7 protein-coding genes and 2 tRNA genes are annotated in these 14,975 nt (G+C 40.5%); 3 read left to right on the top strand and 6 right to left on the bottom strand.

The annotated features are described in order from the left end of the window. The first annotated feature begins 95 nt into the window (after positions 1-95). Together J1905_RS11495 and J1905_RS11490 are read left to right on the top strand one after the other, a co-directional pair. Complete coding sequence (locus tag J1905_RS11495) at positions 96-2,828, top strand: amidohydrolase family protein (protein WP_214227380.1); 2,733 nt, start codon at positions 96-98, stop codon at positions 2,826-2,828. Continuing rightward, on the top strand, positions 2,797-4,128 hold the full coding sequence (locus J1905_RS11490; RefSeq protein WP_250318078.1) for an amidohydrolase family protein: 1,332 nt from the start codon (positions 2,797-2,799) through the stop codon (positions 4,126-4,128). Before J1905_RS11495 ends, J1905_RS11490 begins: the two co-directional genes overlap by 32 nt. A gap of 148 nt (positions 4,129-4,276) precedes the next feature. Here the strand turns inward: J1905_RS11490 and J1905_RS11485 are convergent. Next, positions 4,277-4,421: transfer RNA gene (locus tag J1905_RS11485), tRNA-Asp, on the bottom strand. A 56-nt stretch (positions 4,422-4,477) separates the two neighbouring features. Beyond that, positions 4,478-4,585 (bottom strand) — tRNA-Asp (locus J1905_RS11480). Between the two features lie 152 nt (positions 4,586-4,737). Between J1905_RS11480 and J1905_RS11475 the strand changes: the two genes are divergently transcribed. Further along, entirely contained in the window at positions 4,738-5,211 is a 474-nt protein-coding gene (locus J1905_RS11475; protein WP_048908245.1) for an Lrp/AsnC ligand binding domain-containing protein, read from the top strand. Between the two features lie 39 nt (positions 5,212-5,250). On the opposite strand, the gene J1905_RS11470 is transcribed toward J1905_RS11475, so the two are convergent. From J1905_RS11470 to J1905_RS11455, 4 genes are all read right to left on the bottom strand, one after another. Beyond that, positions 5,251-7,575 carry a Tex family protein gene (locus J1905_RS11470; protein WP_214227379.1) on the bottom strand — a complete coding sequence of 775 codons (2,325 nt, stop codon included), beginning with the start codon at positions 7,573-7,575 and terminating at the stop codon, positions 5,251-5,253. Between the two features lie 103 nt (positions 7,576-7,678). Continuing rightward, positions 7,679-8,665: a pyruvate dehydrogenase complex E1 component subunit beta gene (locus J1905_RS11465; RefSeq protein WP_214227378.1), complete on the bottom strand. Its 987-nt coding sequence runs from the start codon at positions 8,663-8,665 to the stop codon at positions 7,679-7,681. A 131-nt stretch (positions 8,666-8,796) separates the two neighbouring features. Continuing rightward, positions 8,797-11,658 (bottom strand): PD-(D/E)XK nuclease family protein, encoded by a 2,862-nt coding sequence (locus J1905_RS11460; protein WP_214227377.1) that lies wholly within the window; start codon positions 11,656-11,658, stop codon positions 8,797-8,799. Next, positions 11,658-14,963, bottom strand: a complete 3,306-nt coding sequence (locus tag J1905_RS11455; protein ID WP_214227376.1) for a UvrD-helicase domain-containing protein — start codon at positions 14,961-14,963, stop codon at positions 11,658-11,660. Before J1905_RS11455 ends, J1905_RS11460 begins: the two co-directional genes overlap by 1 nt. Positions 14,964-14,975: the final 12 nt, after the last annotated feature.

Raw genomic sequence — 14,975 nt, 5'->3', positions numbered from 1 at the left:
TGTTACTCTGTTTAGCTTTTGCCAATCAGCCGCAAAAGCTAAACAGATTTTTATTCTGACATTTTTGTAATAGATTTAGGCTCTTAACTAAATTTATGAAGAAAATTCTGCTCAGCCTGGCACTGGTTTTTTCTGCTACGTCTCTGTTTGCCCAGCAAACTTATCCGGTTAATGGCTCATACGATATCAGACAAGGTACTTATGCCTTTACAAATGCTAACATTGTGGTTAGCGCCAATCAAACAATCCCTAATGGCACATTGCTAATTAAGGGGCAAACCATACAGTCTGTTGGCACAGGCACATCCATTCCCAAAGGCTATGTGGTTATCGATTTGAAAGGGAAATTCATCTACCCTTCTCTCATTGATGCCTTTACTTCTTACGGATTACCTGAGGCTACACGCGCATTTAATGGTGGCCGTCAATCCATATTTACCTCTACAAAAAAGGGCGCCTATGGTTGGAATGAGGCAATAAGACCAGAAACACAGGCCAACACACTATTTACTGCCGACAGCAAAAAAGCCGACGATTTACGGAAAGCAGGATTTGGAAGTGTAAATGCAATTAACCGCGATGGTATTTCCCGCGGAACCTCTGTTGCAGTAACACTAAGTGACGAAAAAGAAAACAGCACCATACTTAACCCCCAATCGGCAGCAAACTACTCGTTCAGTAAAGGAACCTCACAAAATGATTACCCAACATCGTTGATGGGTGCAATAGCCTTACTACGCCAAACTTATTATGATGCACAGTGGTATGGCAAACAAAAAGGAGAATATAATATCTCTTTGGAGGAGTTCAACAAACAACAAAGCATCCCTCAACTTTTCGAAGTAGAAGGATGGCAAAACATACTAAGAGCCAGCAAAATCGGCAAGGAATTTGGCAAGCAATACATCATAAAATCCAATGGTGATGAATATCAAAGGATAGATGCGGTTAAAGCAATCGGTGCAAGTCTTATCATCCCTATCAATTTCATCAAAGCCTATGATGTAGAGGATACCATTGAAAACAGGAGCATAACCCTTGCTCAGATGAAAGCATGGGAATTGGCACCTACCAACCCCGCTGCATTAGAAAAAGCAGGCATTAAATTTTCGCTTACCACCCAAGGTCTGGAAAACCCGAAAGACTTATGGACTAACATCCATACTGCTCTTGAAAATGGGCTAACCCAAAAACAAGCACTTTTATCTCTTACCGAAATCCCGGCTGGAATGATTGGAATAGCGGATAAAGTAGGAACGCTTGAAAAAGGAAAACTAGCCAACTTTATCATCACATCTGATAGCCTCTTTAAAAAAGAAAACATCATTGAAGAAAATTGGGTACAAGGCAAACGTTTCATAATCTTTAAAAAAGATGATGCTGCTGCAAAAGACACTACAAACAAAACCATTACTAACACTCCTGAACCACCGAAAAAAGAAGCAATAGGCGCATTAATCTTTCCTTTTACCTCTTTCGGTAATGCTACCCCTTTAAAGCAGGAAAGTGTTTTATTGAAAAACGCTACCGTGTGGACCAATGAAAAAGAAGGCATCCTGCAAAATGCAGATGTGCTTTTAGAAAATGGTAAAATTAAGGCCGTAGGCAAAAACCTAAATGCCGGAAATGCAAAAGTAATTGACGCAACAGGTAAGCACGTAACCCCCGGAATTGTAGATGAGCACTCGCACATTGCAGGCGTTGGAGGCATTAACGAGGGCGCACAATCCGTGTCTTCAGAAGTAAGGATAGCAGATATCATTAACTCCGAAGATGTAAACATCTATCGTCAGCTTGCAGGTGGCGTAACCACTTCACAGATTTTACATGGGTCGGCAAATCCTATCGGAGGGCAGTCGCAACTAATCAAACTAAGATGGGGTAAATTACCCGAAGAACTAAAGTTTGCAGGGGCTGATGGCTTTATAAAATTCGCCCTCGGAGAAAACGTAAAACAAAGCAATTTTGGTACAGGAGCACGATTCCCTGTTACCAGAATGGGCGTTGAACAAACTTTTGTAGATGAATTTACACGTGCAAAAGAATACAAAGCAGAACTAGCCAAAAAAGGAAATACAGTACGCAGAGATCTGGAGTTGGATGCTATAGTCGAAATTCTGGACAACAAGCGTTTTATTACCTGTCACTCCTATGTGCAGTCTGAAATTAACATGCTTATGAATGTTGCGGATAGCCTAGGCTTTAAAATCAACACATTCACCCACATCCTGGAAGGTTATAAAGTGGCAGATAAAATGAAAGCCCGCGGCATCAACGCATCTACATTCTCTGACTGGTGGGCCTATAAAATGGAGGTTGCAGAAGCAATTCCATATAATGGCAAAATCATGCATAATGTTGGCATAACCACTGCTTTCAACTCAGACGATGCAGAAATGGCACGCCGCTTAAATCAAGAGGCAGGGAAAGCCGTTTTATACGGAGGGGTATCAGAGGAAGACGCCTTTAAGTTTGTAACGTTAAACCCCGCTAAAATGCTTCACATAGATGAAAAGATTGGCAGTCTTAAGGTGGGCAAGGACGCAGATGTGGTAGTTTGGTCAGACAATCCCCTATCTATTTACGCAAAAGCAGAGAAGACCTTCGTAGATGGTGTTGCTTATTGGGATATAGATCGCGATAGCCAGATCAGAAAGGCACAGCAAACCGAACGCGCAAGATTAATTCAAAAAATGAAAGACAGTAAAGACAAAGGTGGCAAAACCCAACGTCCTAAAGCAGAGCAAAAGCGCCTGTATCACTGTGAAACACTAGAAGACTACGCTCTTGAACTTAATGAAATGGAAGGAACTCACAACCATGAATAAATACATCTTAACCCTACTTATATCTGCCATTGGGGTTAGTGCGTTCGCACAAGCCAATATTTCGCCTGCAAAACCTCAGGATAAAAAAACCATTGTTATGGGTGGCAAACTACATGTTGGCAATGGAAAGGTAATTGAAACCAGTTATCTCATTTTTGACAAAGGCAAAATCATAGGTGTTGGAGATGCAACAGTGGCACGTATAAACATGAGCGATGCAACAATTATCCAGGCCAACGGAAAGCACATTTATCCTGGATTTATTGCTCCTGTTACTAACCTCGGTCTGGTTGAAATCAGCTCTGTTAAAGCGACGCTTGATTATAATGAGATTGGCGATTTCAACCCGCACATCAGGGCTTTGGTTGCTTACAACACCGATTCAAAGGTACCTGCAACCATAAGAAGCAACGGCGTGCTTATGGCCCAGATAACTCCACAGGGTGGCACAATATCGGGCAGCTCATCAGTTGTACAGTTAGATGCCTGGAACTGGGAAGATGCGACTATAAAAAAAGACGATGCCATGCACCTGAACTGGCCCGTAACCCCGAGATTCAGAAACACGGGCAATAAACCTCTTGTTTCTCCCGAGGCACTTAAAGAACGTACCCAGAACCTTTTAAACGGCCTCGATCAGTTTTTTACTGAAGCCAAAGCCTATGCCGAAACAGACAAACCGGCTGTAATAAATACCAGATTTGCTGCCATGAAACATCTATTTGATGGTACTCAGCGCTTATTTATCTCCGCAGCAGGCGAAAAAGACATCATTGCAGGAGTTAAGTTTGCAAAAAAATATAACATCACTCCCGTTATTGTTGGCGGTGATGATGCTTATTTAATTACCGGTTTCTTAAAGGAAAACCACATTGCAGTTATCGTAAATGAGCCACATGCCTTACCAAATTCTGATGACGACGATGTAAATATGCCTTATAAAAATGCGGGAATATTGGCCAATGCAGGCGTTGATGTGATTATGGGGATGCAAGGTTACTGGCAGCTAAGAAACCTTCCTTTTATGGCCGGCACCATCGCTGCATGGGGTTTAGATAAAGAAAAAGCTTTACAAACCATTACCATAAATGCAGCAAAAGTATTAGGAATTGATAAAACCACCGGAACTCTTGAAATTGGTAAGGATGCAACTTTCTTTATTTCGGCCGGTGATGCGCTGGATATGAAAACCAATAAGGTTGAGCAAGCGTTTATTCAAGGCAGAGACATTAATTTAGATAACCTGCATAAGCAACTAGACAAAAAATTCAGCGATAAATATAATATGGGAGGGAAATAAAAGAGTGTTTGGATGGACTATAGTCTAACCAGACTCTGAGTTGACTCTGACTTGAGTCTGAGTTGAGTCTAAGGTGTTATAAAACAAAAAAGAGTGGCCCTATCCGGGGTCACTCGTTTTTTAACTAACTTATTATTCATAAAAAAACTGGCTGTTGGGGAAGGAGTCGAACCTTCAAGGGGTAGTTAGCTACAGTTCAAAAATTAATTTGTGGTCAACCCATAAACTGCGTTTATCCATTTATCCCCACCACCGAGACAAGAAGGCGTGTCTGCCAATTTCACCACCCAACATTAAACAAAGTACAAATATTAAGTAGTAGGTTTAGGTTGATCTAACTACTTAATTGCTGTAGGGGAAGGAGTCGAACCTTCAAGGAGTGGTTAGCCCTTACGGGTTTTCCAAATTCTCCACCACCGAGACAAGGAGGTGCGTCTGCCAATTTCACCACCCTACAGAGTATAAACAAGTTTTAAAGAACTATTTTTTGCTACTTGCTTGATACAAATGTAACAACAACCTCCATACGTTGCAAATATTTTAAACATTTAATTTTATTATTACGATATTTTTAATTAACTTAGAGTATTGTTACCAAATATTAAAACGATGCTCAAAAAAGAAACCCAAAATTTAGAAATTGATAACCTGGATATTGATATCCTAAAGCAGCTGATGCATGATGCTACTAAGCCTTACACAGAAATCGCTAAAGATCTTATCGTTTCGGGCGGAACAATTCACGTTCGCATGAAAAAACTTCAGGAAATGGGTATTATCAAAGGGTCGCATCTGATCATTGATCCGCAAAAAGCGGGCTATGACATCTGTGCCTTCCTTGGTATCTACCTTGAAAAAGGAATACAGTACAAAGATGCTGTGGAACAATTAAGCAAAATTAAAGAGGTTGTAGAGTTGCATTACACTACCGGAGCCTATAGCATGTTCGCTAAGATCATTTGTCGCGACACAAGTCACCTAAGACATGTATTAAACGAAGAAATCCAGGCTGTATCTGGCATACAACGTACAGAAACACTGATCTCTCTTGAAGAAAGTATCAAAAGGCAGATTGAGTTGTAGCAGTATTAAGTAAAAAAGAGGAGCTATAGCTCCTCTTTTTTACTTAAACATATTCTTCAATGCTTCTAATTTCATTTGTAAATCACCTTCCGGTAGTGGTTTATCCTTTTTCGCTCCGCTATTGTTACCCTGAGGTTTCGAAGGTTTTCTATTCTGATCCGGCTTACCTGTGCTAACTGGTTTTTTAAAATTACCCGGCTTTTGATCTGCCTTTTTAGCCTGAGGCTTAGGAGCAGTCGCTTCTGTTTTCATAGAAAGCGAAATACGCTTCCTTACAACATCAACCTCTACAACCGTAACTTCTACTTTCTGATGCACTTTAACCACATCATTAGCATTGGTTACAAACTTATTGGAAAGCTGACTGGTATGCACCAATCCATCCTGATGAACACCTATATCTACAAATGCACCAAAATTGGTGATATTAGTAACGATACCCGGCAATTTCATACCGATCCTTAAATCAGCAATTGCATTTACACCGTCAGTAAAACTAAATATTTCAAACTGCTCACGCGGATCTCTACCCGGTTTTGCAAGCTCACTCATGATATCATTTAAAGTCGGCAAACCGATCTCTTCACTTACATATTGCTGAAGCTTGATTTGCTTTCTTAACTCAGCATCTTTCATTAACTGAGCAACACTGCAGTTTAAATCTCGTGCCATTTTGTTAACCAAAGCATAACGCTCAGGGTGAACAGCACTGGTATCAAGCACATGCTCTGCATTTCTGATTCTTAAAAATCCAGCAGCCTGTTCAAAAGCCTTATCACCTAAACGAGGCACCTTTTTAAGGCTCTCTCTATTTTTAAATGCACCATGCTCATTGCGATAAGTTACAATGTTTTGCGCCAACTGTGGACCAAGCCCTGATACATAGGCCAAAACTTGTTTCGACGCAGTATTTAACTCAACCCCTACCGCGTTCACACAACTCATTACAGTATCATCCAAAGAAGCCTGTAGTTTATTCTGATCTACATCATGCTGGTATTGCCCAACTCCTATCGACTTAGGATCTATTTTAACAAGCTCTGCCAATGGATCCATCAAACGACGACCAATTGAAACAGCTCCACGAACGGTAATGTCCTGAGTAGGGAATTCCTCTCTGGCAACCTCAGAAGCTGAATAAATAGATGCCCCATTTTCATTAACCATCACCACAATAACATCAGCTAAAGCCAATCCACGGATAAATACTTCCGTTTCTCTTCCTGCCGTTCCGTTACCGATAGCAATGGCTTCAACACTATGCTTAGCACATAACTTTTTAATAGTTTCGGCAGCCTCAAGAACACCTCGCTGACCATTATGCGGATAAATAGCTGTGTTTTCAAGCAATTTACCTTGCATATCCAAACAAACAACCTTACATCCCGTACGGAATCCAGGGTCTATTGCCAGAACATTCTTTTGTCCCATTGGAGCAGCCAATAGCAATTGTCTTGCGTTTTCTGCAAACACACGAATAGCCTCTTCATCAGCCCTTTCTTTTGAAAGGCCACGAACCTCGGTTTCCATTGCTGGTCCCAGCAAACGTTTATAGCTGTCCTGAATAGCCAGTTTAACCTGTGTAGCACTGCTATTATTGCTTTTCACGAATTGCTTTTCCAGAATCTGAATTGCTCCATCTTCTTCCGGCATTGTTTCAAGCTTTAAAATATCTTCATTTTCCCCTCTGCGCATCGCAAGGATCCTGTGAGAAGGCGCCGTTTTAAGTGGCTCACTCCATTCAAAATAATCTTTGTATTTGATGCCTGCTTCTTCCTTACCCTTAACAAGTGTAGATTTAAAAGTGGCCGTATTTTGAAAGTATTTTCTCATTGATGTTCTCGCATCAATGTTCTCATTTATAATCTCAGCAATAATATCGCGGGCACCTGCAAGTGCTTCATCGGTTGATGACACACCAAGTTCATCATTAAGAAACTTGCCAGCTTCCAGTTCAGGATCTTGCTTGCCTTGCTCCAATATGGTAAGGGCAAGAGGCTCCAGGCCTTTTTTACGAGCTTCCGATGCTCTCGTTTTACGCTTTGGCTTATACGGAAGATAAATATCTTCAATAGTAGCAATATTGGTAGCCGCATTTATTTTCGCTTCCAGCTCGGGAGTTAACTTATCAAGTGCAGCAAGTGCTTTTAAAATTGCTTCTCTACGCTTATCAAGCTCACGAAGCTGCTGAAACCTGTCGCGGATGGCTGCAACCTGCACCTCATCCAAACTTCCTGTCATCTCCTTACGGTAACGCGAAATAAAGGGAACAGTGGCTCCTTCATCCAGTAATTCAATAGTAGCGATAACCTGCTTTTCCGCTACTGCGAGTTCAGCAGCGATTATTGTAGAGTGATTACTCATTTTGATCTCTATTTGATGTTATAAAGTACAATGGGGTCAAAAATAAAAAAAATCCCGCATAGGGTTTAACTAGCGGGATTATATTTACTTTAAATTATTAGTCTTATTTTGCTGCGTACATAACTTCTTTTACAGCTTTAATTACCTTTTCTGCATTAGGTAAGCTTGCTGCAATAAGAGTTGGTGCATATGGCAACGGTACGTCAGCGCAAGTGATACGCAATACCGGAGCATCAAGATAATCGAAAGCATTTTTTTGGATATTAAATGCAATTTCAGAAGAGATAGAAGCCAAAGGCCATGCCTCTTCAACAATTACCAAACGATTAGTTTTCTTAACAGATGCAATAATAGTTGCATAATCAATAGGACGTACAGTACGTAAATCGATTACTTCAACATTAATTCCTTCTTTAGTTAATTCTTCAACAGCCGGGTTTACAACACGGGTAAGCATTTTACCAAAAGTTACGATAGTTACATCAGTACCTTCTTTTACAATGTTTGCTTTACCAATTTCGATGTAATATTCACCTTCAGGAACTTCACCTTTATCGCCATACATCACCTCAGACTCCATGAAAATAATTGGATCCGGATCAATGATAGATTGTTTTAGCAATCCTTTAGCTTCGTAAGGAGTAGATGGAATTACAACTTTTAAGCCCGGGCAGTTTGCATACCAGTTCTCAAAGTTTTGAGAGTGCTGAGCACCTAACTGACCTGCGTTTCCAGTTGGCCCACGAAATACGATTGGCACAGAAAACTGACCGCCGCTCATAGATAGCATTTTTGCTGCTCCGTTAATAATCTGATCTATAGCAACCAGAGAGAAGTTAAAAGTCATGAACTCGATGATTGGAATCAATCCGTTCATTGCTGCACCAATACCAATACCGGTAAAGCCCAATTCAGCAATAGGCGTATCGATAATGCGTTTCTCGCCAAATTCATCCAACATTCCCTGACTAACTTTGTATGCACCATTATACTGTGCAACTTCCTCGCCCATCATAAAAATGTTTTCATTTTTGCGCATTTCCTCGCTTAAGGCTTCACGTAAAGCTTCTCTAAATTGAATCTCTCTCATTGTATATTCAAATGTTAATTGCGGCAAACTTAGATAAAATTGTTTTTATATGCAATTTATTCGCACACTGCTCCATCATTGAAAAGAAACTTTTACACTTGAAATATATCGATGTTGCAATCATCTGCTAACTATCTCTGACAAATGTCTTTATAAGGGCAATACCCACAGTTCTCTTTGTTCTCAGTTTGCACAAACGGAATGTTTTCATCAAACAGTTCTTCCAGCTTTTCTTGTAACTTATTAGCGAACATAGATTTAAAACTTTCAAGGCTCTGATCCTGCAAAAACGACCCTCCTTTTTGCTTTTCTTTAAACAACGTGCCTTCCTTAAAATTCCGAACAGTATAAAGATGAGGCTCTACATATTGGCGTTGTTTTACCTGCTCATATACATAAGTATAAAATAATGTTTGGATGAGCGCCTTGTTATGATCCTTTGCCTGATCCTCAAAAAGCGAAGGAAAATCTTTGTACTTAAGCTGATCCTTACCTGTTTTATAATCAACAATTCTGATCTTCCCATCCTTTACATCAACACGATCAATTATACCATACAACCAAATATTACGATTTTTCGCCATTGGATAGAGCATCACATAATCGCTTTTATTTTCTAACTCCTCTATTTTAAAAGGCGTAAGTTTTTCGTCATTTCTTAAAATTTTAAGGGCATATTGCTCCAACACCTGCAATACAATTTGTTGCAATGCCGGAGTTTGAGTGCCAGTTTTGGCTGTATTGAGCTTGAGTTCTTTAGCCAGGGCGAACTCACAAAGGTCTTTTAGCTTCTTTTCCCTTTCCTTAATATAGTCTGCCGTTACCTCCGCACCTACAGCCGGCTCATAGAAAACTTCCATCACGGTATGCAGGGCACTACCAATTAAATTGGCCTCTATCCTATCAGGCAAATCTTTAGGTTCCTTTAAACCTGCAATATTCTTATAAAAAAACCGTAGCGAACAGGTAACATAATCTGTAAATGCAGTTGCAGAGATCTTTTTATCATACTTAGGCGTAGCGTTTCTTTTAAAATACTTCTCCAGGCCCCTTAACACTTCTCCCCTTTTCTCTACAACAATCTTCAGGTTTCTGGGATTTTCAATTGACTGATTCTGCTGCACCCGATGCGAAAACGTACAATTGGTTTCGAACCCCAACTGCTTTACAAAGCGACTTTCCTCACCTGTACTTTTTTCATCTGTAACGCCATTATAAACCAGGGTCACCTTTTTAGCAACATGCAACAACCTGTAAAACAGATATGCCGAAATTGCATTCTGATGCTCCAGAATTGGCAAACCAAAAGCACGCCTGATGTTGTCAGGAATAAATGAGGGATTATTGGTGATTTTAGGAAGAATACCTTCGTTTACCCCCAAAACTATAAGCTCATCAAAGTCCAGATTTCTACTTTCCAAAAGTCCCATCACCTGTAAACCTGCAAGCGGTTCACCTTCAAAAGGCACGGTTAATCCCTGAAGCGCCCTTCTGATCAATTTAAAAACAAACTTCGGGTTTAAATCTTTTGCACCCTCAGCTTTTAACTCTTCAAAACTATCGGTAAGTGCGTTAAGAGCTTTAACTGCTTCTGTAGACAATAGACTGTCCATTCTTTGCAGCTTTCCTTCTTCTGATACATATAATAATACACTTGCCAGATGCCTTATTGTGGTGAAGGAATCGGCAAAAGGGTTAAACGTAATCCTAGCTATCTTGCCGACAGGCAACAACTCAGCTCTACTAAAGGACACCTTTTTCTCATCAACAATCTGATTGTGCAGTTCATTACGCAAATCCGGATCTATAGGAATCAGCGGATTAAACAAAAAAGACAACACGTGTTTATAGTTCACATCAGTATCTGATAACAAGGCCTCCTGGATGCTTAACCACAAATCGCACAAGCCAAATAAAGCCGATTGCTCAAAGGGATAACCCATCGTAACATTCACACTATCGTCGTCTATGGTCTGCAAAGCAGGAATCAACAACTTCTCATCAGCAAGAATAATCGCCTTTCCTCCCTCCCGAACCTCAGTATCTAATAAAAGTTCAGAAAGCAACTTACCCTGAGCAACATTACCCAATGCCTGCACAACCACAAATTCCTTTGCAACATCATTAAGCCTTGCCGGAGCTTTCTCAAATTGATTAACCAACCCTACCGTATGTACATTTCTTCTAATAAAATGACCTGCCTCCTGCAATGGATTAGAATAATAATGAGCATCTACATCAAAATAGAATGAACACCATCCCTTTTCCTGCCATTGTTTAAAAAACCTTTCTTCTGCTTTCGACAAAGCATTAAAACCAACAAACACGGTATGTTTAAATGATTTTAAAAACTCAGGATCAGAGTCTTTTCCTTCCGCAAGGTTACGATACATCTTGGCATTCGTAACCAAATCCTCCTTAGCCAACCTTGCATGGAAATTTACATAAAGCGCAGGCATTCTTTGCCACAGCTCTATAAACCTCTCCTGCATCTGGTTTTGCTTCTTCGCAGAAAACGACCCCCAGAATGTTCGCATAAACTGCAATTGCTCTTCATCAAAGTTCGGGAATTGTAGTTGTAGCTCGGCTATATCTTCAATTAAGCCAAATATCTCTTTGGCATTGGCCAGATAATAATCTACCTGACTAAAATCACCAAGAATAATCTCTGCCAGAGGATAAAACTCATCCGGCGAAATAGCCTCTTTATGTTCTGCTTTTAGCAGTTCATTATAGCAGGTATATAAAACAAAGAATTGCTTAAGCTGACCAGCAGCCACAAGTTCCGTCCCACGCGAAAGGAACTCCTGAATGGTGTACATCTGCGGACTCCAAATTGGCTTACCACTTACCTCTGCCAAGTATTTCTTTAAATACAGCTGAGGCCTTTTGTTATTAAAAACAATCGCGACATCCTGCAATTCATTACCAAAACGTTCTAAAAGATCGGTAGCTACTCTGTTTAAAAACTTTCCTTCGTTCACACTTTTCATTACGATACTTTTAATAATTCTCCAGTTTCGGCATACCAGATATAAGCGTCTATCTGTTTAAACTCATCCATTTTTAACAGGCTATCCCTGTAACGGTTAATGTCGTCTATGTATTTATTATGAGGGGCGCCAAATTTAAAATCTAGCAACACCGCCTTATCCTCCATCACAAAAAGCTTATCAGGACGTTTTACCTCTCCTCCCTCCAAAATCATATCCCTTTCACTAATGATGCTTTTCGAATTTTTAAACCACTGCGCTATTTCCTGTTGATTAATTACATCAATAACCGCCTGCTTTACCTCATCACGCTCACTGCGCCTAATCAGGCCATCCTGCATTTTCACGGCAATCAACTTATCCAGCTCTTTTAAATCTGTGATGGTTTCGAGAATACTGTGCAACACCACACCTTTTCGCTGCCTTGCATTAAACCAGCCATCCTCATTGTTCTTTTGGTAATTAAACTTAGAGGTTAAACGCTCGTTCACATAATAATCAGACACCTTTATGGCGCTTTCATTAATTTCAGAAACTTTCTTAACCACAGGCCTTATCTCCCCAAAAGACATTAACTTTTCATCCAACACAAAGCCGGAATCCTCTTCTGTTTTAAACAGATTCAGTAATATATTTTGAAACTCGTTTCTAACCGAAACTTCCTTTTTCTTCTCTACAATCGTTGTTTTAGGGCATACCATATACAAATACTCCCTTGCTCTGGTAGTGGCTACATACAATGTATTTAGCGTATCCATGTAGTTGAGTAGCATTTCTTCAAAGTACTCTCTCGCAAAAGCTGTCGAAGCAAGCTTACTACTATAATCTACAGGCAAAGTACTAAAGTTCCCGAAGCCTGCCGGAGCAGCATTTACCCATAAAATCTTCTTAATAAATCCGCTAGGCGTATCTAATTTCCAGTTTAAAAACGGAATAATTACCGCTTTAAACTCCAGCCCTTTCGATTTATGAATGGTCATGATCTGCACCGCATCCTGATCATCAGCAGCAGGCAACGCTTTATTTAAACCTTCCTCATCCCACCATTCCAAAAACTTACCTAAGCCCTGATCGCCACCACCTGCAAACACACCAATCTGATCTCTAAGCGCCATAATAAATGGAATATGATGTTCATTCTGACCTGTTCCCAGTCCAAAAAACTGCACCATTCTTTCCATCAAACTAGTCATCGGCAACTGCCTGAAGCTTTCAAAACCACTACAGAACTCCTCCGGAAAATAAGCTGTAAGGCTTTGAATTGGCTGATTGGCAATGTCCATCCAGTCCTGAGCATTTAGCGCAACTTTCATATCTACCCCCTCAGGGTTATTTATCTGACTGAACAACCTTGCACAAGTAGCCCTGTAAATTGCCTGCTCATCCTCTCTGGCCACCAGCATCCTAAATATATTGATGAGCAACTGCACCGCAAGGTTAGATGAAATCTTCAAAGCATCACCCGAAATAACCTGAAACGTTTTGCCCGCAGCTACGGATAAATCATCTTGCCTATCTAACAAAGCCGAAATCATTGTTTCTGCCTCGCGGTTAGCTTTTACCAACACACAAATATCTTTCATGGCAAAGCCATGAACAGATAGCAATTCGATTATTTTATCTACTGCATGCACTGCCGCCACCGGACTCTCATCTTCGGCTTCCGCATCATCTTCTTTATCCAGAAACTGTATTTCTATTTTACCCCCGTCCAAAGTTTGAGATGTAACTTTCTGAGAACTTCCTTCGTAAGCACGATCAATTATCTGGTTATACTCCTGATTCCAGTAACTCAAAAGATCTTCTCTTTCCGTATCTGCAAGAATTCCATTAAGCTGTCTTTGCAAAATAGAGGGCAAATGAGCATATAGAAAATTGTTGAACGCAATCACATTGGTGGTACTTCGTCGGTTAAACTCCAGGTTTTCTTCGGCAACATTATGTGCCTGCACATCGTGCCTTACATTACTGTGCAAAATACGCCAGTCGCCACTGCGCCATCTATAAATAGACTGCTTTACATCGCCGACAATAAGGTGTTCGGTAGTATTCCCTTCAAATTCTGAAAGCGCATTCCTAATCAGCGGCAAAAAGTTAAGCCACTGCATCGTGCTGGTATCCTGAAACTCATCAAACAGGAAATGCTTATATCGGTTTCCAGTTTTTTCCCAAATAAAAGAAGGGTTTTCAGCATCAGCACCCGTAATACCCACCAACAATTGCTGGGCATCACTAATCAAAAGGGCTTTATTTTCTGCTCTGTAATTCTTTAACTGCTGAGCCATTTCCTGCATCAACCGCAAATAAGAACTGTTTTTATGAATCGCCTGCCATGTAAAGTATTGCTCAGCGCCTTCCTCATAAAAGGCAACCATGTTCTTTAATCCCGGGTTCAGGTCTTCATACAACTGCCTCACTCCCGATGTATCCTTTAATGAGCCATGTGGCCACAGGTCAAAATCATCAACCATATTGGCCAAAGCAGGAAATATGCTATAGTCCTCATTCAATATCTTATCCAGCTTTAGCAGCGGATTAAGAGATTTACGGGCCAACTCTTCAGGCAAAACACCCGAAAGATCAAATATGTATTTTAAATCTGTAGCCTGATCAAACAAAGCCTTATTGAAAGCCTTGATACCAGAAGTTACAGTTTGTTTTAAAGCATTAAACTCTGCCGATCTGTCCTCTCCCATCAGCAACATGGCTTCCTGAAAAGGATAGTACCGTTCTTTAAAAATCTCATTAGCCAGATCCTTTAACGCGCGCTGATAATTCCAATCCTTACCATCGCTTATCCTATCTATTGCAAGGGCTGTTACCCATTCCAGCAATTCAGGATCGGCCTCCATCTGTAAATTAAGTGCTTTAACCAACTCTTCCTTTACCTTATCATGGTTCATTTCCAGCTTATAGCCACTATCCAGATTCAATTCAAAAGCAAAACTCCTGATTACCTTTTGCACGAAACCATCAATTGTACTTACAGAGAACCTGCCAAAATCATGTAGAATGTTACTGTAAATTACCTGTGCTTTTGCTTTAATGTCCTGATCCGAAAGTTCCGGATAGCTCTCTTTTAAAAGGGGCTTAAAATCCGAAGGCTCTCCTTTTGCTATAGCCTGTAAGGCACCCAGTATCCGCTCCTTCATCTCGGCCGTTGCCTTATTGGTAAAGGTTACGGCAAGAATTTCTCTGTATTTCCCCGGTCCGCTAAACAAAAGTGTAAGGTAATGTAGGGTTAGGCTAAAAGTCTTACCCGATCCGGCAGATGCTCTAAGCAATTTTAAAGGTTGTTGAGGCATTAGGTAAAGCTA

Origin of the sequence: Pedobacter sp. B4-66, assembly GCF_018492665.1 — a bacterium.
GTDB lineage: Bacteria > Bacteroidota > Bacteroidia > Sphingobacteriales > Sphingobacteriaceae > Pedobacter.
This window is presented reverse-complemented; position numbering and strand designations above follow the sequence as displayed.